This is a genomic window from Ruegeria sp. SCP10, from assembly GCF_040329495.1.
In the GTDB taxonomy this organism is placed as follows: domain Bacteria; phylum Pseudomonadota; class Alphaproteobacteria; order Rhodobacterales; family Rhodobacteraceae; genus Ruegeria.
In genome coordinates this window covers 157,115-179,852 of sequence record NZ_JBDZYF010000003.1, presented here as the reverse complement: position 1 = coordinate 179,852, position 22,738 = coordinate 157,115, and the positions used below count along the sequence as shown (strand labels likewise).

25 protein-coding genes are annotated in these 22,738 nt (G+C 55.9%); 12 read left to right on the top strand and 13 right to left on the bottom strand.

Translation table 11 applies throughout. The annotated features are described in order from the left end of the window. Positions 1–51: 51 nt before the first annotated feature. From ABLN87_RS09935 to ABLN87_RS09920, 4 genes are read right to left on the bottom strand one after another with little or no spacing between them, the layout of a single operon-like run. Entirely contained in the window at positions 52–843 is a 792-nt protein-coding gene (locus tag ABLN87_RS09935) for an ABC transporter permease (RefSeq protein WP_353009627.1), read from the bottom strand. After that, positions 840–1,592 carry an ABC transporter permease gene (locus tag ABLN87_RS09930; RefSeq protein WP_353009624.1) on the bottom strand — a complete coding sequence of 251 codons (753 nt, stop codon included), beginning with the start codon at positions 1,590–1,592 and terminating at the stop codon, positions 840–842. The genes ABLN87_RS09935 and ABLN87_RS09930 overlap by 4 nt, the downstream gene beginning before the upstream one ends. A gap of 9 nt (positions 1,593–1,601) precedes the next feature. Then, positions 1,602–2,366, bottom strand: coding sequence for a transporter substrate-binding domain-containing protein (locus ABLN87_RS09925; RefSeq protein WP_353009621.1), 765 nt, complete (start codon positions 2,364–2,366; stop codon positions 1,602–1,604). Positions 2,367–2,407: 41 nt separating this feature from the next. Further along, a complete protein-coding gene (locus tag ABLN87_RS09920) occupies positions 2,408–3,205 on the bottom strand; it encodes an ABC transporter ATP-binding protein (RefSeq protein ID WP_353009618.1) in 798 nt (265 codons plus the stop codon). A gap of 77 nt (positions 3,206–3,282) precedes the next feature. Here ABLN87_RS09920 and ABLN87_RS09915 point away from each other — a divergent pair, with 77 nt between their 5' ends. Genes ABLN87_RS09915 through ABLN87_RS09900 form a run of 4 tightly spaced genes read left to right on the top strand, consistent with a single transcriptional unit; the run spans position 3,283 to position 7,507 of the window. Next, complete coding sequence (locus ABLN87_RS09915) at positions 3,283–3,939, top strand: TetR family transcriptional regulator C-terminal domain-containing protein (protein ID WP_353009616.1); 657 nt, start codon at positions 3,283–3,285, stop codon at positions 3,937–3,939. After that, entirely contained in the window at positions 3,936–5,120 is a 1,185-nt protein-coding gene (locus ABLN87_RS09910; RefSeq protein ID WP_353009613.1) for a pyridoxal phosphate-dependent aminotransferase, read from the top strand. The genes ABLN87_RS09915 and ABLN87_RS09910 overlap by 4 nt, the downstream gene beginning before the upstream one ends. Further along, positions 5,117–6,721: a 5-guanidino-2-oxopentanoate decarboxylase gene (locus ABLN87_RS09905; RefSeq protein WP_353009611.1), complete on the top strand. Its 1,605-nt coding sequence runs from the start codon at positions 5,117–5,119 to the stop codon at positions 6,719–6,721. The genes ABLN87_RS09910 and ABLN87_RS09905 overlap by 4 nt, the downstream gene beginning before the upstream one ends. Before the next feature lie 3 nt (positions 6,722–6,724). Continuing rightward, positions 6,725–7,507: a dimethylarginine dimethylaminohydrolase family protein gene (locus ABLN87_RS09900; protein ID WP_353009608.1), complete on the top strand. Its 783-nt coding sequence runs from the start codon at positions 6,725–6,727 to the stop codon at positions 7,505–7,507. Positions 7,508–7,570: 63 nt separating this feature from the next. Here ABLN87_RS09900 and ABLN87_RS09895 read toward each other — a convergent pair whose 3' ends face one another. Beyond that, positions 7,571–7,750: a hypothetical protein gene (locus ABLN87_RS09895; RefSeq protein ID WP_353009605.1), complete on the bottom strand. Its 180-nt coding sequence runs from the start codon at positions 7,748–7,750 to the stop codon at positions 7,571–7,573. Here ABLN87_RS09895 and ABLN87_RS09890 point away from each other — a divergent pair. The 8 genes from ABLN87_RS09890 (at position 7,749) to ABLN87_RS09855 (ending at position 14,144) form a co-directional block, all read left to right on the top strand. Beyond that, positions 7,749–7,883, top strand: a complete 135-nt coding sequence (locus ABLN87_RS09890; RefSeq protein ID WP_353009604.1) for a hypothetical protein — start codon at positions 7,749–7,751, stop codon at positions 7,881–7,883. The two genes, ABLN87_RS09895 and ABLN87_RS09890, sit on opposite strands and share 2 nt — an antisense overlap. Continuing rightward, complete coding sequence (locus ABLN87_RS09885) at positions 7,880–8,542, top strand: Crp/Fnr family transcriptional regulator (protein WP_353009602.1); 663 nt, start codon at positions 7,880–7,882, stop codon at positions 8,540–8,542. Before ABLN87_RS09890 ends, ABLN87_RS09885 begins: the two co-directional genes overlap by 4 nt. A 90-nt stretch (positions 8,543–8,632) precedes the next feature. Continuing rightward, positions 8,633–8,845 carry a YgaP family membrane protein gene (locus tag ABLN87_RS09880; RefSeq protein ID WP_353009600.1) on the top strand — a complete coding sequence of 71 codons (213 nt, stop codon included), beginning with the start codon at positions 8,633–8,635 and terminating at the stop codon, positions 8,843–8,845. A gap of 4 nt (positions 8,846–8,849) precedes the next feature. Next, on the top strand, positions 8,850–9,281 hold the full coding sequence (locus ABLN87_RS09875; RefSeq protein WP_353009597.1) for a YeeE/YedE family protein: 432 nt from the start codon (positions 8,850–8,852) through the stop codon (positions 9,279–9,281). A gap of 1 nt (position 9,282) precedes the next feature. Further along, a complete protein-coding gene (locus ABLN87_RS09870) occupies positions 9,283–9,711 on the top strand; it encodes a DUF6691 family protein (protein ID WP_353009594.1) in 429 nt (142 codons plus the stop codon). Positions 9,712–9,733: 22 nt separating this feature from the next. Then, positions 9,734–10,615 (top strand): MBL fold metallo-hydrolase, encoded by an 882-nt coding sequence (locus ABLN87_RS09865; RefSeq protein ID WP_170537465.1) that lies wholly within the window; start codon positions 9,734–9,736, stop codon positions 10,613–10,615. A gap of 10 nt (positions 10,616–10,625) precedes the next feature. Next, positions 10,626–12,305 carry a TIGR01244 family sulfur transferase gene (locus tag ABLN87_RS09860; RefSeq protein WP_353009590.1) on the top strand — a complete coding sequence of 560 codons (1,680 nt, stop codon included), beginning with the start codon at positions 10,626–10,628 and terminating at the stop codon, positions 12,303–12,305. 105 nt (positions 12,306–12,410) lie between these two features. Next, positions 12,411–14,144, top strand: a complete 1,734-nt coding sequence (locus ABLN87_RS09855) for a SulP family inorganic anion transporter (protein WP_353009588.1) — start codon at positions 12,411–12,413, stop codon at positions 14,142–14,144. A 13-nt stretch (positions 14,145–14,157) separates the two neighbouring features. Here the strand turns inward: ABLN87_RS09855 and nadC are convergent, their stop codons facing one another. The 8 genes from nadC to ABLN87_RS09815 all read right to left on the bottom strand — a co-directional run bounded on the left by nadC (position 14,158) and on the right by ABLN87_RS09815 (position 22,705). Next, a complete protein-coding gene (gene nadC, locus ABLN87_RS09850) occupies positions 14,158–15,054 on the bottom strand; it encodes a carboxylating nicotinate-nucleotide diphosphorylase (RefSeq protein ID WP_353009586.1) in 897 nt (298 codons plus the stop codon). Positions 15,055–15,057: 3 nt separating this feature from the next. Beyond that, positions 15,058–16,596 (bottom strand): L-aspartate oxidase, encoded by a 1,539-nt coding sequence (locus tag ABLN87_RS09845; RefSeq protein ID WP_353009583.1) that lies wholly within the window; start codon positions 16,594–16,596, stop codon positions 15,058–15,060. Next, a complete protein-coding gene (nadA, locus tag ABLN87_RS09840; RefSeq protein WP_353009581.1) occupies positions 16,593–17,564 on the bottom strand; it encodes a quinolinate synthase NadA in 972 nt (323 codons plus the stop codon). The genes ABLN87_RS09845 and nadA overlap by 4 nt, the downstream gene beginning before the upstream one ends. A 77-nt stretch (positions 17,565–17,641) precedes the next feature. Next, positions 17,642–18,454 (bottom strand): NUDIX hydrolase, encoded by an 813-nt coding sequence (locus tag ABLN87_RS09835; protein ID WP_353009579.1) that lies wholly within the window; start codon positions 18,452–18,454, stop codon positions 17,642–17,644. Positions 18,455–18,829: 375 nt separating this feature from the next. Further along, positions 18,830–20,032 carry an ABC transporter permease gene (locus ABLN87_RS09830; protein ID WP_353009576.1) on the bottom strand — a complete coding sequence of 401 codons (1,203 nt, stop codon included), beginning with the start codon at positions 20,030–20,032 and terminating at the stop codon, positions 18,830–18,832. Positions 20,033–20,037: 5 nt separating this feature from the next. Then, positions 20,038–21,180 carry an ABC transporter permease gene (locus ABLN87_RS09825; protein ID WP_353009574.1) on the bottom strand — a complete coding sequence of 381 codons (1,143 nt, stop codon included), beginning with the start codon at positions 21,178–21,180 and terminating at the stop codon, positions 20,038–20,040. Beyond that, positions 21,177–21,890, bottom strand: a complete 714-nt coding sequence (locus tag ABLN87_RS09820) for an ABC transporter ATP-binding protein (RefSeq protein WP_353009572.1) — start codon at positions 21,888–21,890, stop codon at positions 21,177–21,179. The genes ABLN87_RS09825 and ABLN87_RS09820 overlap by 4 nt, the downstream gene beginning before the upstream one ends. Then, the gene (locus ABLN87_RS09815) at positions 21,887–22,705 is read right to left on the bottom strand and encodes an efflux RND transporter periplasmic adaptor subunit (protein WP_353009570.1); all 819 of its coding nucleotides are present in this window, start codon (positions 22,703–22,705) and stop codon (positions 21,887–21,889) included. The genes ABLN87_RS09820 and ABLN87_RS09815 overlap by 4 nt, the downstream gene beginning before the upstream one ends. Positions 22,706–22,738: the final 33 nt, after the last annotated feature.

Genomic DNA, 22,738 nt, shown 5'->3' with positions numbered 1-22,738 from the left:
GCCGCAGCAAGAACTGATACGAACCGTCCACTATCCTCCGCTAGTTCAAAATCAAGACGTACTTCGCTTTCCAGTTCCCAAAACTCGGACCTCCAACCAGTGGAACGCCAAAGCAATCACACCCGCCACCAGAATATAGAATACAGCCAATAGAAGGAGCGGCTCATAGATAATGAAAGTATCGGAACGCACACGTGAAGAGACGGCGTAGATATCGACAACGGTGATAGTGGCGACCAAGGGGGTTGCTTTCAACTGAAGGATGGTTTCGCCACCCAATGTCGGAAGAACATTGCGGATCGCCTGTGGCAACCAGATGCGGCGGAACATGGTAAACCGCGGCATACCAAAAGACTTGGCGGCCTCAAGCTGCCCCTTGGCAACGCCCTTGAACGCGCCACGCATAACTTCACCTTCATAACCGGCATAAGACAACGTCAACGCCAGCACTGCATAAGGCCATGCCTGCCGCAGATAGGGCCATAGTTCTGAAGACCGTATCCACGGAAACTGCGGGAAGAGCGAGCCCAACCCATAGTACAATAACCAAAGCTGCAACAGCAGCGGAGTACCGCGGATGATGGTACAAAATGCCTTGGCAGGGGCGGCAAGATACCAGGGTCCAACCGCCTGCGCCAACCCAAGCGGAACCGCAATCAGGAAACCAAGAACAACGGTGACAACCAACAACCAGATTGTCGTCCAAATACCCTGAAGGGCCAGTGGGGCGTATTTCGGAATCCAGTCCCATTGCAGCGATACGGCGCACCATATGACGATCCCGACGAAGACTAGCATCATCACGATACGGTGTGGTTGCATCAGCGATCTGAAATCGATCATCTGCTCCCTCCCGTCAGAGAGGGTTGGCCACGACGCGCCCATTTCTCAATCCGGGCGAAGATACCGCCGGAGAACAGGGTAACCATGAGATAGAGAAAACCCGCCGCCAGAAAGAAGGTGAAATAGGCGCGCGTGCTGCTGGCAGCTTGTCGGGTCTCCAGCGTCAACTCGTTGAAACCCACAACAGCAAGCAGTGCCGTGTCTTTGGTCGCAATCAGCCACAGGTTGGCCAAACCGGGCACGGCGAAGCTCATCATCGCAGGGATTGTCACACGCCGCATGGTCATGAAGGCAGGCATCCCGTAGGATTTGGCAGCTTCGATCTGACCGGGTGGAACCGCCTGAATGGCACCGCGCAGAATTTCGGTTGCATATGCGCCCTGAACAACGCCCAGCACCCATATGCCCGCGCCAACGCCGCTAACCTCGACCCGGCCACCGCCCATGGCGGCAGAGATTTTGTTGATGATATCCGATCCCACGTAATACAGGATCAGGATCAGAACCAGTTCCGGTACGGCCCGGATCACAGTCGTATAAATGGCAAGAAGATCGCGCGTGACCTTCCCACCATAAAGTTTGCCATAAGCTCCGAACAATCCGATCACGAGGCCCAGCGCATACGCACCAAAAGCGATCTGCAATGAGTGGGACAATCCGCGCAGCAGATTGCCCCCCCACCCCGGTGGCGACAGCGAAAGAAGCTCTGCGCTCTGCGCCAATCCAAGTGAGTCCAACAGTTCGGTCACAGCGGCAGCTTAGTAGATACTGGCCGAGAAATAGTTCGACGTGATTTCCTCGTGCGTGCCATCGGCCAGAATTGCCGCGATGCCCTTATTCAACGCCGCAAGCAGGTCATCTTGACCCTTGCGGACACCAGCACCCACACCGCGGCCCAGAATGGCCGGATCGTCTGCAACGGCACCTTTGATTTCACAGCAGGCGCCGGCATCCGAGTTCACAAAGTCAGCCATCGCAATGCTATCAGCCTGCGTAGCATCAATGCGGCCTGCGAACAGATCCTGATTAGCCTCATCCTGGGTTTGGTAGACGCGCAGTTCGGAATCCTTGAAGTATTCCTGCGCATAGGCCTGGTGGATGGTCGAAGCCTGAATGCCAACAACTTTACCTGCCAGCGACTCGGGGGTTGCTTCAACATCCATCGATTTATCCGCGACGATGACGGCGGGTGTGTTGTAATAAGGATCGCTGAAATCAATGGTCTTCAAGCGTTCCTCGGTGATTGACATCGAGGCCATGATCGCATCGATCTGCTGACCGGTCAGCGACGGGATAATGCCATCCCAAGCGACGGGTGTGATAACACAGTCAAGTTCGGCTGCAGCACAGACAGCGTTGATGACATCAATCTCCCAGCCGACCCAATTGCCTGAGCTATCGAGCGACGCGAATGGCGGGTAAGGCTCAGCTGCGATGCCGATCTTGACCTCTTCGGCACTGGCGGCACCAGCCGAAAGGATGGCAGCGGCAAGCCCGGATGCGAGCAGTTTCTTGACGTTCATTTTGTTACTCCCTGTTGATTCATTCGTTTGTTTTGACTGGATCAGGCGACCGAGCTGAGGAATTGCTTCAACCGTTCTGATTTTGGGTTCCCAAAGACCTCGGCAGGTTGCCCCTGCTCTTCAATGCGGCCTTCGAAAAGATAGACAACGTGGTTTGCGACCTCGCGCGCAAATTTCATTTCATGGGTGACAAGCAGCATGGTGCGCCCTTCGGCGGCCAGATCACGGATCACGGTCAAAACCTCGCCGACCAGTTCGGGATCAAGCGCCGAGGTGGGCTCGTCAAACAGCATGACAGACGGATCGACCGCAAGCGCGCGTGCAATGGCAGCGCGCTGTTGCTGACCACCTGACAGATAGGCTGGATAGGTGTCGGCCTTGTCGCCGAGCCCCACCCTTTCCAGCAGTTCATGCGCCCGAGCAATGGCCTCTGACTTTGGTACCTTTAGCACATGCACAGGCACTTCGATCACGTTCTCTAAAAGCGTGCGATGTGTCCACAGATTGAACTGCTGAAACACCATCGCCAACCGCGTTCGGATACGTTCGATCTGGCGGCGGTTGGACGGGCTGCCATCGGTGTGCATCTCAACCAGTTCACCACCTATGGTGATCTTTCCCGAACTCGGCGTTTCCAAGAAATTGATGCAGCGCAGCATAGTGGATTTACCAGAACCTGACCCCCCGATGATGGCAACGACATCCCCCTTGTTGGCTGTTAGCGACACACCTTTCAAAACCTCCAGCGTGCCGAAAGATTTGTGGAGGTCTTCAACCTTTATTGCCTCGTTCGACGCGGTTGCTTCGAGTGTGGATGATGTTGCTCTGGCTGTGTCCATATCCAAGAATCTTCTGATTTCGACTTGCAGTAAGCCCCGAATCTCGCAATTATGCAAGTGTATAATAGTGCCATGCCATGGATGACCCGGACGTGCAGGACGACAGCCGAAAATTTACACGTGAGTCTGCTGAGGTTCGGCGCGAGGCGCTGATCCTGGCGACTTTAGATCTGATCGCCGAAATGGGCGTTCGGGGCGCCACAGTGCGTGAGATCGCTGCCCGCGCCAATGTGACTCAAGGGTTGATCCGTCATTACTTCTCATCGAAAGAAGAGTTGGTTCAGGCTGCATATGAGCACCACATGAACACGCTGACCGATCAGACAGCTGCTTCATCGGGTCAAGGCAGCGCAGTCTCTCGGTTAACCAACTTTGTTGACGCCTCGTTGCGGCCACCAATCGTTAATACGAGCGCTGTGGCCTTATGGGCCGGTTTCCTGAACAAGGTGCAGCATGATCCAAAAATGCAGCGCATCCACCAGCAAACCTATAACTATTTCCGGGATCACCTCGAGAAATTGATTGTCGCCGCATTGCAAGAAACCGGGCGCTCGGTCGCAGCGTCGGAGGCAAAGCAACTGGCCATTGCCTGTAACGCGGTGATCGACGGCCTCTGGCTGGAAGGGGGTGCGCTTCCGGATGCATTTTCCGAAGGCCAACTGGCGCAAATCGGGTTGGATTCTGTCAGCGCCATCGTCGGGATTCCATTGAACAAAGAAGTGGAACAACAATGAAGACCACGACCGTAACCAAACGATTGGCAGGTTTGGGTGGTGCCAAATGGGGCGTTCACCTAAAAGCGCGCGAACTTATCAAAGCCGGTACGGATATCGTTGAGATGACGATCGGCGAACCGGATGTTCCCGTGTCCGAAGCTTTGGTCGAAGCCACAGTGACCTCGCTACGTGCGCAGCGGACAGGATATTCCAACGGACGCGGTGAAGCTGGACTTCTTGACGCGCTTGCCACGCGCTATTCAGCCTCTCGTGGGCGGGTTTTCGGGCCCGAGAACTTTCTTTGCTTTCCCGGGACACAAACCGCCCTGTTCACAGCGATGGCTGGGGTTGCCGAGGCCGGTGACGAAGTTCTGGTCGGCGATCCGATGTATGCAACCTACGAAGGGGTCATACGCGCTTCGGGTGCGGAAATGGTGCCCGTTCCGCTGCATCCGGAGCACGGCTTTCGCATGCAGGCCAAAGACATCGCTGCGCGGATCACGCCCCGCAGCCGTGCCATCCTTCTGACAACGCCACATAACCCAACGGGTGCGATCCTGACTGCTACGGAGATCGCCGAAATCGGAAAACTCGCGATTGCCAATGATTTGTGGATCATCTCGGATGAGGTCTATGAAGAATTGATTTTTGACGGGGCCCGTTTTGTTTCGCCATTGGCTCAACCAGAACTGGCGGATCGCGTCATAGGCGTCTCATCCATCTCGAAATCACATGCTGCCCCGGGGTTTCGCAGCGGCTGGTGCGTGGGGCCCGCAGCGTTTTGCGACGCACTGCTGCCGTATTCCGAGACCATGCTCTTTGGCAATCAGCCCTTCATCGCGGATATGACCGAAAAAGCGATCCGCGACGGGTCCGATGTTGCCCCCGGTATGGCCGCCCGTTTCTCAGGGCGCGCCACCTTGCTGGCTGATCGCCTTGAAGCGGAAACGGATCTGACTGTTCACCGCCCCGAGGCAGGAATGTTTGCGCTCATCAACGTGTCTGCCACCGGGCTGGACGGCGAAGCTTATGCCTGGGATCTGTTGCAAGCCGGGGTCGCTGTGATGCCGGGTTCCGCCTTTGGGGACAGCTTGAAGACCTGGGTGCGCGTCGCGCTGACGATCAACGACACAGATTTTGCCACCGCAATCTCTCGCATCATCGATCACGCCAACAGTAAATCACGCGAGGTTGCATGAGCAAAATGACAATCGGCGAAGCTCTGGTTTCGAAACTTCGCCAAAGAAATGTGACCTGCGTTTTCGGAATTCCAGGAGTTCACACGGTTGAGCTGTACCGCGGGCTTGCGGCCTCGGGCATTCGTCATGTTACGCCTCGGCACGAACAGGGTGCGGGTTTCATGGCCGATGGCTATGCCCGCGTGTCGGGCAAACCGGGCGTGGCCTTTGTTATTACCGGCCCGGGATTGACCAATACGCTGACGCCGATGGCACAGGCGCGCGCCGATTCAGTGCCAATGTTGGTGGTGTCTGGCGTGAACAGAACCGCATCGCTCGGCAAGGGCTTGGGGCATCTGCATGAATTGCCGGATCAACTGGCTCTATCCAAAACAGTTGCACTGGTTTCGGAACAAGTCTCCGAAACCAAGTCACTGGACCCAACACTGAGCCGCGTTTTTCACAGCCTCGCAAACGGCCGCCCCGGACCGGTGCATATCGAGGTTCCGTTGGATATCGCGGCGGCTGAATATCAGGAAACGCCTCTCGCGACGCTCGATCCAGAGCCGCAGGTCAACCCGGTTCTGATCACACAAGCCGCAAAGCAACTGGCCGAAGCGAAGCAAACTGTCATTTTGGCAGGTGGCGGCGCGAAACGTGTTGGGGTCGGACTGCAAGCTTTGGCCGAAGCGCTGGATGCCCCGGTGGTCCAAACTGTCAACGCGCGCGGCCTGATGCATGGGCATCCTCTGACCGTTCCAGCAAGCCCGAGCCTGAACGCGGTCCGCGCACTGATAGAAAGCGCCGATTGTGTGCTTGCTTTGGGAACTGAGCTGGGGCCAACGGACTACGATATGTACGACACGGGTGAGTTCGCAAAACTGTCAGGCCTGATCCGGGTTGATCGGTGTAGCGATCAACTGGCCCGACACGAGGCAACCCTTACCATTCAAGGTGACGTTGACGTGGTTATTCCGCAGCTGCTTGAGGCTCTGCCTCTGGACGCAAAGCAATGCGATGGTGCAGAACGTGCCAGCAACGCACGCGACGCCGCCTGGGAAGAAATTGGCCCCGATTATCGCCATCAGGTGGAAATCCTGAATGCGATGCGCGCGGCGGCCCCAAATGCGCTGATGGTCGGGGACTCTACCCAACCAATTTATGCCGGTAATCTTTTCTACGATCACGACCGGGCTGGTGGCTGGTTCAATGCAGCGACGGGGTATGGTGCGCTCGGCTACGGGATACCTGCTGCGATCGGTGCATCAATCGCCGATCCAACAGCCCGAGTGATCTGCATTGCCGGCGATGGCGGCGCTCAGTTTTCATTGCCCGAAATTATGGCAGCAGTCGATGAAAACCTGCCCATCACATTCGTGATCTGGAACAATCACGGATATCGGGAAATCGCCACGTCAATGCAGGATGTGGGCGTGACCGTCATAGGGTGTGACCCCTCGCCCCCAGATTTCGCCGCCACTGCCAAGTCATTTGGCATTCCATTCAGTTCGATTCCAGCTGAACCCTGCGCTGTCGCGCAGGCCTTGCGCGAAACAGCCGCCACAGATGGACCGGTCATGATCGAAGTCACCGCTCTGAAATTCGAACCTCAGAAAGATTGAAACATGTCAGACCCTACCTTTGAGTTTTCCCGTGCCATCACCCGACGACCCGCTCCGACCATAGCCGGAGGGCTACGTGCAGAAGATATCGGAAACCCAGATTTTGACGGGATGATAGCGGCGCATAAGGCTTACGTTGCAGCACTAAAAAGTACCGGAGCGGAGGTGATCGAGCTTGATTCCCTCGACGCATTCCCTGACGCGCAATTTGTCGAGGATACGGCCCTGTGCCTGCCGCAAGGAGCCATACTGATGCGGCCAGGTGCACCGTCGCGGATGGGAGAAGTGGATCAAATGGCCCCGACACTTCGAAACTGCTACGAAACAGTTCTTGAGATCAAAGGCCCCGGTCATGTCGAGGGGGGAGATATCCTTGTCACCGGACGCGAGATCTTGGTGGGCAGGTCCGAGCGGACGGATGCTGAAGGTGTCGCCGAGTTGGAAAAAATCGCCTCCAACTGGGGCCACGAACTGCGGGAGGTGTTCACGCCCGAAGGCGTTCTGCACTTCAAGACAGATTGTTCATTGATGGATGCCGAGACAATCCTGTCGACCCGTCGACTGGATGCATCGGGTTGCTTTGAAGGATACCGTGTATTGCATGTCGCCGACGGCGAAGAAGCCTCTGCCAACGCAATCCGTTTTAACAATCTGGTCCTGATGGCCGCGGGCTTCCCACGCACTGCAGAGATGCTGGATCGCGAGGGATACCAGGTCGTAGAGATCGACAACACCGACTGCGCAAAGTTGGATGGGGGGATGTCCTGTCTTTCGTTGAGACTCTGAAGGTTTCGTTTCGGTCGCTTTTAATCATCGGTACAGGTTTGGTTGGCATCAGCGCGAATTGAGTCACGTCTGATGACATGGATCATTGTTCAAGGCGAGGTCATAGAATGAAGCTGACACCTGCATCAATTTAGTCAGGCCAAAACGCAGTGCGCGGCTCTCAAGGCGATTGAATTGATCCGGGTCGATGACGTTGTGCAGGTCCATGGATTTGCACGAGCGCATATCAAAAAGATCGTGCATGAACTGGGCCTCGTGGGGTATGTGGTCACCCGACGAAGGCACAATGGTGGTGTTCAATTGGGCAAATCTTTTGTTCTCTCGCATTGCGACAATTGAAGAGGGTATCGTGGCACCGATGCGCATGGCACGATGATCGCTGATTGGACAGAGCGCTTTCAGGGAACTGCGGCCTTGCCGCGCTCGGTGCGCGACCGCCTGCTTAAGGAAGCGCGGATCGTCGAAATGCCTAAAGGCGCGCAGGTTTTTGGGCCTGCGAATGTGCCAGATAGCCTCTTCTTTCTTTATGATGGACGCATCCGTGTCTCGCAAAGTTCGGACACGGGTCGGGATATCGTCCTCTATCGCGTAGATGCCGGGGAAAGCTGCGTTCTGACGACCGCCTGCATGCTGGCGGAAGAGGCTTACAACGCCGAAGGTATGGCAGAGACTGACATAACCGCCATCGTTCTTCCAAAGCTTGCCTTCGACAGGTTGGTCGCAGAAGAAGAAGAATTTCGGAAATTCGTCTTCGCGGCCTATTCAAGGCGACTGATCGACCTCCTGCGTGTCGTGGATGACGTTGCCTTTGGACATATGGATGTGCGTTTGGCTGAGCGGCTTCTGACATTGGCAGGCGAGTTTAAGGAGATCTCGACCACCCACCAACAGTTGGCGAGTGAACTGGGCACAGCGCGAGAGGTTGTCAGCCGAATTCTGCAGGATTTTCAGAAGCGTGAGATGATTGCTCAATCACGTGGCCACATTTTATTGCTGGACAAACAAGCGCTACGAGAACGCGCTGCATCCAACTAATTCAAATTTTTGCATGTTAAGTGACAATGTCACTGAACCCCTGAAGTCAAAACTATATCCGTTCTCCAAGTTATGACGATGGAGAACACCATGAACACGAACGTTGGAACCATTGACCGCATCCTGCGCGCTGCGCTTGGCCTTGGATTGCTTTATCTTGCCCTTTTCAGCGACTTGCCTTTGTTTGACGGGAACGTTCTGAAATTCGGCGCGGCAGCCGTCGGTATGGTTATGCTGATTGTCTCGGCAACGCGTGTTTGTCCGATCTACTCTATCTTCGGCTTTAAGACCTGTCGGTCCTGAAGCAATGGAAACTTCGTTTACTCCTTTCACCTCTTTTGGTGGTGGCTTGCTGATCGGCCTTAGTGCAGTGCTGCTTATGCTTGGCCTGGGGCGGGTACTTGGTGCGACCGGGGTTCTGTCTGGCACAGTCTTCGTCCAGAACCGGGAAGAGCTGATGTGGCGGCTTGCTTTGATTGCGGGAATGATACTTGCTCCGGGGTTCATCTATGTGGTGACGGGCTCCATGCCCGTGCTCACCGTACCCGTCAGCCCAGCCATGATTGTCATTGGTGGTGTGATTGTCGGGCTCGGCGCAAGCCTGGGGTCTGGTTGCACATCTGGTCACGGAATTTGTGGCTTGTCGCGCTTATCAATCCGTTCGTTCGTGGCGGTGCCGGTTTTCATGGCGACAGCAGCACTAACCGTATTCCTAATCCGCCATGTTGCTGGAGGCTGAAATGAAACATCTTTTTGCCCTAGTGACCGGACTTGTCTTTGGAGCAGGAATTGCGATCTCTGGGATGATGGACCCGGCAAAGGTTCTAAACTTCTTTGACGTTGCTGGAACATGGGATCCAAGTTTGATTTTCGTCATGGGCGGTGCTTTGGTCGTGACGTTTATTGGGTATCGGCTTGTTTGGCATCGCCCTGCCCCCGTGTTTGAACACGGCTTCCAGCTGCCTGTTTCCACACAGATCGATAACAAACTCATCGGGGGCGCTGCCCCATTTGGCGTTGGCTGGGGAATTGCCGGCTTCTGTCCAGGCGCTGCCATCCCTGCATTGGGAACAGGCCGCTGGGAAGTCGCGCTGTTCCTCGCGTCAGTCATTGGCGGATTCTATTTGCGCCGTCTGATCAGCCCTATGCCGGCCAAATCGACCACCTGACAATCCCTTCGGAGGACACGATATGACTTACCCCGTTTGCATGGGCATCAAACCGGATGTTCAGGCCTTTTTCGACGAAGCCACAAATACAATCAGCTACATCGTAAAGGACCCGTCATCGAATGCCTGCGCGATTGTCGATAGCGTCATGGATATCGACTATGCCGCAGGGCGCATCACCTATGAACATGCAGATCAACTGATCCACCGAATTGAAGAACAAGCGCTAAAACTTGAGTGGATCATCGAGACGCATGTTCATGCCGATCACCTCAGCGCGGCCCCCTACATTCAGTCGAAGCTGGGCGGCAAGATCGGTATCGGATCGAAAATCATGGTGGTGCAGGACACGTTCGGAAAGGTCTTCAACGAAGGTACCGAATTCCAGCGCGATGGATCTCAGTTCGATGCGCTGTTCGAAGACGGCGACACCTACATGATCGGCAATATGCAAGCCTTTGCCATGTATACGCCGGGTCATACACCTGCCTGTATGGTGCATGTAATGGGGAATGCTGCGTTTGTAGGCGACACCCTATTCATGCCTGACGGAGGTTCGGCCCGAGCGGACTTTCCGGGCGGCGATTCCGGCGTTCTCTACGACAGCATTCAGAAAGTGCTGTCGCTGCCAAACGAGATGAGGCTTTTCATGTGTCACGACTACGGTCCAAACGGCCGTGAAATACAGTGGGAGACCTCTGTTGGTGACGAAAAAGCGCACAATATTCATGTTGGCGGGGGCAAAACGAAGGAAGAGTTCGTCAAGTTCCGCACCGAACGCGATGCACAGCTTGCCATGCCAAAACTCATCATTCCTTCACTGCAAGTGAACATGCGCGCCGGAGAAGTGCCAAAAGACGTTGACGGCAATCCGATGCTCAAAGTGCCCGTGAACGCACTCTGAGGAGGTTGAAATGGATATCAAGAAAATCACTGACAAAATCTCGGTAAGCCCGCAAATCACGGTCGACGATATAACCGCAATCAAGGATGCCGGCTTCCGAGCGATAATCTGTAACCGTCCCGATGGTGAAGGCGCAGACCAGCCCAGTTTCGATGAAATCGAGGGTGCAGCAGAACTGGCCGCGCTTAAGGCAACTTATGTTCCAATTCGATCCGGGATCGTAAAAGATGCAGATGTCGAGGCATTTGGTGACGCCTTAGCCCAGCTGCCACGCCCTGTCCTTGCCTATTGCCGAACCGGAACGCGGTCAGCCACCCTTTGGTCGTTCCACGAAAGCAAGAAACGTCCAATGCCCGAAATACTCGCAGCGACGAAAGCTGCGGGATACGATATGAACGGTGTCGCGAGACGCATAGCAAACGGGGGTAAGACCCCAACGGATACGGGTGATGCAAATTTTGACGTTGTGATTGTCGGTGCGGGTGCCGGTGGTGTTTCTGTCGCTGCCAGCCTGCAATCCCGCCAATCGAACCTTTCGATTGCGATCATTGATCCGGCGGATATTCACTACTACCAGCCAGGATGGACCATGGTCGGCGGTGGTATCTTCGAGGCCAGCGAAACCGCAAAAACTATGGGATCGCTCATCCCGAATGGAGTCAAATGGATCAAGGCAGCGGTTGCCGCTTTTGAACCCGAAAACGATGCGGTGATCCTGGATGGGTGTCGTGTTGTGAAATACGAGCGATTGGTTGTTTGCCCCGGCCTGAAGCTGGATTGGGAAGCAGTTGAGGGGCTCGAAGAAACGCTCGGCCGCAATGGCGTAACCTCGAACTACCGCTATGATTTGGCGCCCTACACTTGGCAGTTGGTCCAAGACCTGAAAGAGGGGCGCGCCCTTTTTACGCAGCCACCGATGCCCATCAAATGCGCAGGTGCGCCTCAAAAGGCAATGTATCTGTCAGGCGATGCCTGGTTCCGAAACGGTCGCCTGAAAGACATCGACATTCAGTTCATGAACGCGGGTGGGGTCCTGTTCGGGGTGAAAGACTATGTACCCGCTTTGGAACACTACGTGGCTAAGTACGGTGCGACGCTGAACTACTTCCACAATCTGGTGTCTGTCGATGGCCCAGCAAAGACGGCAACATTCAAGGTCGCCAAACCCGAGACTGAGCCGGAAACAGTCACAGTGGATTTTGACATGATGCATGTCTGCCCCCCTCAGGTGGCCCCTGACTTTGTCCGTGTCTCTCCTTTGGCCGATGCCGCGGGTTGGGTTGACGTCGATCAGAGTACCCTCCGCCACAAGAGCTACGAAAACATCTGGAGCCTTGGCGATGTCATGAACGCCCCCAATGCGAAAACTGCAGCGGCAGCACGCAAGCAGGCTCCAACAGTGGCCGAAAACGTCGTGGCTGATATCGCGGGTCGCTCACCGACTGCAGCCTATGATGGCTATGGGTCATGCCCTTTGACAGTTGAACGCGGAAAAATCGTTCTGGCCGAGTTCGGCTATGGTGGCGTGTTAAAGCCCAGCTTCCCACCTGCACTACTGGACGGCACCAAGCCCACACGCTTGGCATGGTTTCTCAAGGAAAAGATGCTGCCGCCGATCTACTGGAAAGCCATGCTGAAGGGCAAGGAATGGATGGCCAAGCCCGAAAAACTCAAGGTAGCTGCCGAATAAGCGGCTGATAACCAGCGCGGCGGAACCTTTTCCTAGATGCGCATCGTAAAAAGGTTGGCTCATGCGTGAACCGCCGAGCCCATCTTCTTTCTTCTGGACGGGGCCATGACCCAACTTCTACGCCGCTACCTGCCAGTACTGGACTGGGGATACAGCTACGATCGCAGCGCTCTTTCGAACGATATGATCGCGGCTCTGATCGTCACGATTATGTTGATCCCGCAAAGCCTTGCCTACGCGCTGCTGGCAGGTCTCCCACCAGAGGCGGGTATTTATGCGTCGATCGTGCCAATCTTGCTTTATGCTTTGTTCGGGACAAGCCGTGCTCTGGCCGTAGGGCCAGTTGCGGTGGTCTCACTCCTGACAGCCTCGGCAGTTGGACAGGTTGCAGAACAGGGCACAGCAGGCTATGCGGTCGCGGCACTAACGCTCGCCTTCTTGTCAGGTGGATTTTTGTTTCTTTTGGGGCTGCTCCGGCTGGGATTTCTGGCCAATTTCCTCAGCCACCCGGTGATCGCCGGGTTCATCACAGCGTCAGGCATTCTGATTGCGGCCAGCCAGATCAAACACATTCTTGGTGTTCCCGCCCAAGGACATACTCTGCCCGAATTGCTTGTGGCGACAGTATCTCATCTGAATGAATTGAATTGGATCACGCTTGTCATCGGAACGACTGCGACGGCGTTCCTGTTTTGGGTGCGGAAGGGCTTGAAGTTGATGTTAAGCCGTCTTGGGGCTTCGGCGTTTGTTGCAGAGCTTGCCACCAAGGCCGGTCCCGTTGTCGCCGTTATAGGCACCACTGTTGCGGTTTGGGCGCTCAATCTTACAGACGAAGGCGTAAAGGTCGTGGGGGCTGTCCCGCAAAGCCTTCCGCCGCTGACCATGCCAAGTTTTTCCCCGGACCTCATCCAAGCCCTTCTTGTGCCAGCGATCTTGCTTTCGATCATTGGATTTGTTGAATCTGTCTCCGTTGCTCAAACTCTTGCGGCCAAGAAACGCCAACGGATTGACCCGGATCAGGAATTGATTGGGCTGGGCGCGGCCAATCTTGGTGCTGCGTTCACCGGCGGCTATCCCGTTACAGGTGGCTTCTCGCGCTCTGTTGTGAACTTCGACGCTGGCGCGGAAACTCCTGCTGCGGGGGCGTTCACCGCCATCGGTCTCGCCATCGCGGCCACTGCCCTGACGCCGCTGGTCCATTACCTACCGAAGGCAACGCTTGCAGCGACAATCATTGTAGCGGTGCTGTCTTTGGTCGATCTATCGATCCTAAAAAAAACCTGGAGCTATAGCCGCGCCGATTTCGTCGCTGTTACAGCAACCATTGTTTTGACCTTGTCGCTGGGGGTCGAGGTCGGGGTTGCTTCGGGTGTGATCATCTCTGTGCTGTTGCACCTTTATAAAACCTCAAAGCCGCACGTGGCCGAGGTGGGCCGAGTTTCCGGCAGCGAACACTTTCGCAATATCCTGCGCCACAAAGTCGAAACCGACCCGCGCGTGTTGAGCCTGCGCATTGATGAGAGCCTCTACTTCGTCAACGCTCGCTTTTTAGAGGATTTGATACAATCTCGCGTTACCGAAGGCTGCAACATTGCCCATGTCGTCCTGATGTTCTCTGCGGTGAACGAAGTGGATTACTCCGCGCTCGAAAGTCTTGAAGCGGTGAACGCACGTCTAAAAGACATGGGTGTTGGGCTGCATTTCTCTGAAGTGAAAGGACCTGTAATGGATCGGTTAAGTCGCTCGCACCTGATTGAGGACTTAAACGGGCAAGTCTTTCTGTCACAAAACGAGGCCTGGATAACCCTGACGGAACATCGGTGTGCCGCAGCAGAATAGTAAAAGACAAAGATCAGTTGTTCGGCGGGGGCTCGGGTGAAGAATTAACCGTAGCGACAAAATCCAGCCCGATGTCCAGACAAGGCGCACTGTGGGTGATCCAGCCCATAGAAATCAGATCGACACCGGTTTCCGCAACGGCTCGCACACTATCCGGGGTAATCCCGCCCGAGGCTTCGGCGATCGCCCGTCCATCGATCATTGCAATCGCTTTGCGAAGGGTCTGTGGATCCATATTGTCAAGCAGCACAGCATCGACACCGATCTCGAGAACTTGCGCAAGCTGTTCGAGGGTGTCGACCTCAATCTCAATTTTGACCATATGGCCGACACTCTGTTTTGCTTTGGTAAGCGCCTTGCCAACACCACCTGCTATTGCAATGTGGTTATCCTTGATCAGCACAGCATCACTCAAGGAATAGCGATGGTTCATTCCACCACCTGCACGCACTGCATATTTTTCGAGCGCACGTAAACCGGGTGTGGTTTTGCGGGTGCAAGTGATCGCCGCACCTGTATCTTTGACCCGACGCACCAGATCTGCCGTCACGCTGGCGATGCCAGAAAGATACCCCAAAAAATTGAGCGCGGTGCGTTCAGCTATCAAAAGGCTGCGAGAGGGGCCTTGGAACGTTGCGATGACCGCGCCGGGCGCGACGAAATCACCGTCGTTTACATGACGCGTCACTTTGATTGCGGGATCGACCATTGCACAGGCCAGTTCCGCGCAATCCAATCCGGCAATACATCCAGATTGACGCGCGCGAGCCACAACTTCAGAACTGTGATTCCCTGAAATGATAGCCGTTGAGGTTACATCGCCGGCAAGACCCAAGTCTTCCTCCAGGGCGCGACGGACTAGGGGCTGCAGCATAATCCGGGGCAACGGGTCTAGGGGTGTGTCGGTCATAGTTCAAGCAGTCCTCAGAAGGGGTTCCTGGCAGATCGAACCTGCATGGGTGAGAATTTCGGTCAGTGTCATCTGATTGGCACGCGTCATGGATTCCGAATTTGGGAAATCGCTGCGATAGTGTCCGCCGCGCGATTCACAACGAAGATACGCAAAGATCGCGACAGATAGCGCCACAAGCGCCGGATCAGAGGCACACCCAGCGGATTCAACCATGGGCAACAGGTTTGAAATGGCAGAGCGCAGCCCGGCCTCATCGCGGATCACGCCTAGATGTCTTGAAACCAACGACCTGACCAAACCAAGATCGGGATGAGGTAGCCATTCAGGCTCAAGCGCGGTCCGAGGAATTTGAATCTTACACCCGGCAATACTGTGGGCAGCGCGACGTCCCATCACCACAGCCTCTAGCAACGAGTTACTTGCAAGCCGGTTTGCGCCATGCAGACCTGTGGCTGCGCATTCACCAATGGCCCAAAGGCCAGTCAGGGTAGTTCGGGCGTTCCTATCAACCGCGATACCGCCCATGTGATAATGCGCCGCCGGGCGTACTGGTATCGGTTCGCGAACCGGATCAATACCATGGGCATTACATATCCCATAAATACTGGGAAAATGCTGCGCAAAACTGGACCCAAGTGTTGTGCGGGCATCCAGAAATACGCGGCCACCATCAGCGATGACTTGATGCACAGCGCGAGCAACCACATCGCGCGGGGCCAGTTCAGCACCCGGCATATGCGCCATGAAACGCTTGCCGTTTTGATCGACAAGGATGGCTCCTTCACCCCGCACGGCTTCGCTGACCAGATACAGGGGCGTCTGCGGAGTATCCAAGGCGGTGGGATGAAACTGCACGAATTCCATATCACGCAGTGCTGCCCCAGCGCGCGTAGCCATCATGACACCTTGCCCATAGTTGCCTGACGGATTGGTGCTGGCGTCGAATAAGCCGCCGCAGCCACCAGTCGCCATGACAACCTGAGACGTGCGCAACACCTCTGCCTGACGGCCATGTTGAACGTGAATGCCGGTGACACGCCCGTTAGTCGTTGTCAGCCGCCGAGCCTCGACATCTGTCAGGCAGGTGATCGACGGGCATTGCAGGACTGCACGTGTCAAGGCCGATATGATCTCGGCGCCAGTGCGGTCGCCACCCACGTGCAGTATGCGACGATGGGAATGTGCAGCCTCGCGCCCAAAGGCATATGCGCCATCAGCAATCATATCGAAGCAAACACCATAGCTTTCCAGCATGGTGATCGCCTCGTGCGCGTCGGCCAGAATGTCCGACGCGACAGACCCGTCGCATAACCCGTCGCCAGCTTGCAATGTATCGGCCAAATGTTGCGCCGGATCGTCATCCGCGCCCAACGCGGCGGCAATACCGCCTTGCGCCCAAGCGCTGGAACTTTCCTGCCCCAGCCCTGCACGGGTGATCAGCACCACCGGTTGCGGAGCCAATTCCAGCGCAGCGATCAACCCGGCAATGCCACTTCCGACTATTGCAACCTGGCCATGAAGACCGTCGAGCTGGATCATTTTACTGCCAACATCCGCTCCACTGAGCGGCGCGCATCATCGGCGATGGCCGGGTCGACCGTGACTTCATAGCGATCATGTTCTAGCGCTTCGCGGATATTGCGCAGACTAATGCGCTTCATGTGCGGGCACAGGTTACAAGGACGTACGAACTCGACGTCCGGATGGTTAAGCGCCACATTGTCACTCATAGAGCATTCCGTGAGCAGGCAGACCCGCGCCGGCTTGTTGGCGCTTACGAAATCCGACATCACGGCGGTAGAGCCCGAAAAATCCGCCTCAGCAACCACCTCTGGTGGGCATTCCGGGTGGGCCAGTACCGTCACGCCCGGCCACGCTTCGCGCATGGCACGCACGTCGTCAGGTGTGAACAGCTCGTGCACCTCACAGTGCCCGCGCCAGGCGATCAGTTCGACATCTGTTTCTTTAGCAACATTCTTTGCCAGATACTCATCAGGTATCATCAGAACGCGCGGCACTCCGAGGGACTCCACTACCTTAACTGCGTTGCCCGACGTGCAGCAGACATCCGATGCCGCCTTCACCGCTGCCGACGTGTTGACATAGGTGATCACCGGAACCCCAGGGTGGGCTTGGCGCAGCAAAGCGATGTCCTCGGGGGTGATGGAATCAGCCAGCGAACACCCTGCCCCCAAATCCGGAATTAGTACGGTTTTCTCAGGGTTTAACAGCTTGGCGGTTTCGGCCATGAAATGCACACCCGCCAAAACGATGACGTCAGCATCGACCTTAACGGCTTCGCGCGCCAAAGCCAGGCTGTCACCCACAATGTCGGCAACGCCGTGGAAAATTTCTGGCGTCTGATAGTTATGTGCCAGAATGACCGCGTTCTTCTTGCGCTTCAGTTCGAGGATGGCTTCCAGATCCTCTTCGAACAGCATCCACTCCGGAGGTGGGATGACCTGCTTAACCCGATCATAGAGCTCGGGAAGGCGAAAATCTTTCATTGGACTCTCCATTTATACTCGAATCGAGTACATTTTAGACCTAGTTATTCTCGTTTCGAGATTATGTCAACAGATTGTCAGGGTCTGGAGAGCGGCAATCTGACACCCGACAGCATTCTGGCCTCAAGAATGGCCGGGCGATATCGGAACAGCCGCGCCGGACGGCCGCTGGTGCCGCTGGACATTTCCCCGGTTTCTTCAACCAGTTCCTGCTGGTCAATCTGGCGGCGGAAATTGGGTTTGTGCAGGTGCAGACCGGACAACGCTTCGACCGTGCGCTGCAATTGAAGCAGAGTGAAGCTTTCGGGCAAAAGTTCAAATACCACCGGAGAGTATTTGATCTTGGCCCGCAGGCGCGAAATGCCTGTCGCGAGGATGCGACGGTTGTCGCCTGCCATGGGTGCTCCGAATTCTGGCGTATCGACCAGCCCGGCCTCGTACATCAATTCATAGCGTTGCAGAACAAGCTCTTCGTTCCACGGTTTTCCATTTAGACCGAACAGATAATCGACACGCTGGATCTTTAGTGCATCCCCCTTTGCCCAGGCTGCGAGGCGGCCAGTGATAAGCGGAAGTTCCTTGGGGCTGTGGTCACCGCGATGATCCTCCCAGGGAAAGTACCGATACCAGCTGCGCCATGTCGGGCGTCTGGCCCCCGGTGCATCCTGCTCACGCACCAGCCCAAGATAGCTGATCGAAATACGCTGCGAGCTGGTGACCTCCTCAGATCGTGGATCACGGTCCTTGTCTGCGAAGGTATAGAGTTGTTCGAGATAGCCTACTGGATGGCCGGTCTGTGCTTCGATCCAATCGCGCAATCCGCTTTGCAAACTGCGATGAGAGGATTCGAAAGGCCCGGAAGGCAAGGCCTCGCCTCCCCGTAGGGTCATGACCCGCGGCTGATCATCCGTTACCGCCGTTAAGATGGCGATCAGTTCGGCAGGGGCTAGTCCACTTGGCAACGAAATTCCTGTGTATTGAATGTCTGACCAGATTGGCTTCAATGAGCGTTCTAACGCAAATTCAATACCTTTTCTTGTGGAAAATGCCCTACGAAACGTGCTCATTCAGATAATTCAGCTCTGACCCAGGTGCTCGCTGAGCACAGTTAGAAGCACCCAACGATTATCACTTAAGGCGGTTTCGAAACACGGCTTCACGGGCAATCTTGTTTCAGGATGCACGAGACCAACGAACCAGCGAGAGGTTATGTCATCGACATCAAGCAGCGGTATACTTGATGATCACAGAACAGAAGAAACCATCTAACGACGCCCTCTCAATGCCACAGCAATAGGCAGCCGAGCTGCAGCAATTGCGGGCACGACACCACCTATGACTCCGATGGCAAGACCAACCAATGCGGCCTCAACCATAACATCTCGACCAACCACGAGATGGAAGGCCAGCTTTGTGCCATTTGCGCCGATCGTACTTGCCTGCCAGCCGTTTATCGCCAGCCATGATGCGGCAAGGCCCAAACCAATGCCTAAGGTTGAAAGCAATACAGCCTCCAACCAGGTCGCTATACAAGCCGATAAGCGGCTAAACCCCAATGCCCGGACGGTAGCGATTTCGACGGTTCGATCCGATACCGAGCTCATCATGGTATTCAGCGCCCCAGCGGTTGCGCCAATCGCCATCAAGATCGCCACTGGCCATCCAAAATACCGGACGAGCCGCGCCGTTCCCTCGGCCTGCCCAGCGTAGAGCTGAGCCTCGGTCAGAACCAAAAGTTGAGCTGTATTGAATTCAGAGGTGGCGCGGATTAGCCCTTCAAGCTTGTTGGCCTCCGTGAGAGAAAGCCGAAGACTTTGCACCTCACCCAAACGGTCGAACGCGGCTGCCACAGCATCAATGTCGCCCCAAATCTCTGATTCCAAAGCACTTCCTTGGTTGGAGAAGTGTCCGACAATCGTCCAATCAACCGGACCGAGCCGAACCCGATCACCGACGTTCAAGCCAGGATAGCGGGCGGCCAGTTGCTCACCTAACATGATCTCACGCGTGCCAGTTTTTATCGAGCGGCCGGAAGCGAGTGTGACACCGGCGCGGATGCCCGGACCAGTTTCATCCATACCGCGTAGTGCCAGTGTTTCGGGTACCGCGTCGGGACTGTCTCGAAACTCGACGGGAACTACAAGCTCGCGAGACAGGACGGGCACATTCCGATCGTCGCGCAGGACGCCCAAATCGCCGCGCGTTGCCAGAAGTGCCCGCACAACTTCATTTGGGATATCAGAGTTGCCTTCCTGTCGTGTGCCGCCGCCAAGGATAACAGCCACGTCTGATGATCCCGCGCTTTGCAACGTGATCTCGAACCCCCGCGCCATGGCAAGAAAGCCACTTAAAACGCAGACCACAAGCGTGATTGACCCGACCATAGACAAGGAAATGGCAAGCCTGCGGGGGAGACTGAGAAGCGTTGCACGGCTCATTGCAATGATTTGTCGAAAGGATGAAGGCATGGGGCTTACCTCGTTCTGAAAGCGGAAAGGATTGGTGTTCGCATGGCGGTCAGCGCGGGCAGCGCCCCGGCGACGAGACCAAGCAGGAAAACAAGTGCGACTGCGCGCAACATCACACCCGGATCAAAAACCAGCCCCAGAGCGGGCGGCAAGGCCAGGCTGGCAAGCCTCGCAAGTCCCATACCGATGGTGCCGCCGAGCAGGAATATGAAAAGGGCCTCAGCCAAAACCATCAGCAGGATACGGGATGGCGAAAACCCCAGGGTTTTCAGTACACCGACCTCAAAACGACGCTCGCGCAAGGCGAAGACCATTGTGTTGATCACGATCAACAAAAGCGTCACAAAGGAAGCGCCGACAACCAGCGTTACAACATGTTTGATGTCTGCATATTGGCTGAGGAACGCACTGAGAAATTGCTTTTCTGACAAGGTGCGTGTGGGTGCCGCAGAGTTGGCGAACAACGCATCTATACGCGGTGCCAATTCCTCCGGTGTAACTCCTGGTTCTGGACGAAGTGCGAAGGTGGACACGGTATCTTTGCCCCGTGCGCGGCCTTCGTTGATGTAGCGATACTGGGCGAGGATAAAATAGGTATCTGTGCTGGCACTTTTGCCATCAAAGATTGCGGCAATCTCAAACGGCCAGTCACGGCTTCCATCACGTCTTTTGGTGCGGAAGGCCGAAACCGTCAGTCGGTCTCCGACCTTCCAGCCTTGAGCCTCGGCAAGGGCGCGCCCAACCAGGACCCTATCCCGCCCGGCGCCCAGCGCATCGATCATAGACTGGCTCAGTCCGAGGTCCCTACCGCTGACGGCCAGCAACTTGTCGGGCTGACCTGCGCTGACCGCGACCACATTGCGCTCATCGCGAACGCTGCCGCGCAACCGTGTGATTGGGCTGACTTCTGCAACACCAGGTACCGCAGCGATGCGCGGTAGATAGGCCACGGGCAAGGGCTGACTGCGACCGGCTGAGTGCATTACACCAAGCAAATCGTCGCTGGCGGCGGCCGTGCCCTGTGATCCGGCGATGAAACTGGCGGTCAGCCCGTAGATGAAAAAAGCAGCAACGACGGAAATGACCAGCAATATGGAACGCAGTGGTTTGCGTAGCGCGCTTTTGCGAGTGAGACCAAAGAATGTCATGCCATCACCCGCTCACGCTCGATAAACACGCCTTTATCAAGATGTAGCGTACGGCCCGCGACCTCGGCCGCTTCGGGGTCATGGGTGACCATCACGATGGTCTTGCCAAGCTCGCGGTTCAGGTATCCTAACATGGTCAGTACTTCATCGGCGGATGCGCGATCCAAATCCCCGGTCGGCTCGTCACAAAGTAAAAGAGTTGGATCAGACACGATTGCGCGCGCGATTCCGACGCGCTGTTGCTGCCCGCCGGACATGCGCGCAGGGTTTTGCCGTCCACGCCCCGCCAAACCCACGAGATCAAGTATTTTCTCAACCCGCTCGCGCCGCATAGAAGCAGGGATCGGTTTCAGCAGCAGCGGAAGTTCCACGTTTTCTTCGGCCGTTAGCATCGGCAGAAGGTTGTAGAATTGGAACACGATCCCAAGATGGTGCGCACGCCACGCTGAACGGGCGGCCTCGCCCATATGGTCCAGCCTTTGGCCTGCGATCCAGATCTCACCAGTATCTGGCCCGTCAAGGCCGGCCAGCAGGTTGAGGAGCGTTGATTTCCCGGAACCCGATGGCCCCATCACAGCAACAAATTCGCCTTTTTGGATGGTGAGATCGAGGTTTTCGAATATTGGAACACTCGTGCCACTGGTTTGAAAGGTCTTGCCGATACCGTGCAGCGTGATGAAAGATTTGTTGGTTTCTAAATTGGCACTCATGGGTTAGCTCCCGGTTCTATTTGGGTTTGCATCGATGATGGAGGCAACGTGATGTTGACGCGCGCTGCCATGCCTGGCCGCAGCCCGGCTGGCGGATCGATCGGTTTGAGGCGCAGCTCAACGGTTCCTTTGGCGGCATTCACCAATGGCGCAATGCGTTGAAGCGCGAAGGAGAAGGGTTGATTGGGAAAGGCGTCCAGAACCGCCTCACCGATGAGATCATCGCTTAGGTCAGTAATCGCTTTTTCTGTCACATCAGCATCGATGACCAACTGGCCCAGATCAGCAATTGTCATCAAACCGATTCCGTCATGTATCGCATCGATACGGTCCAGAACGGCATCGCCTACATGAGCGGAAAGATGTGTCACAGTTCCCGCGATCGGCGCACGCACGGTCAGATCGGCAACGCGTTCTTCTGCGACGCGTACAGCGAACTCAGCCCTATTAAACTCGGCTTTGGCGTGTTCGACCTGGTTGGCCGCCATGCGCGCAGCCGTCTGTGCATCTTCCAAGCGACTACTTGGAACGGCACCCCTTCGGCTGAGCTCGGCCTGTCTCTGCAGTGTCGCATCAATCTGTGCCCAGGAAATACGCGCAGCAGAAAGCGCCAGTTTGGCGACATAAAGTGAAAGCTGCGCGCTTTCCAACGCGAACCTGGCGTCTTTGTCCTCGATAACAAGTACCGGTTGGCCCAAGCGAACCGTGTCTCCGGGTTCAACAAGAATATTCGCTATCAGCCCACTATGCTCTGCATAAACAACGGCTGAGGATTGTGCGGCGACGTAGCCGGAACCAGTGATTTCTCGGATCATGGGTGCTGAAGAAGGAGCAGATGAGTCCAAGAC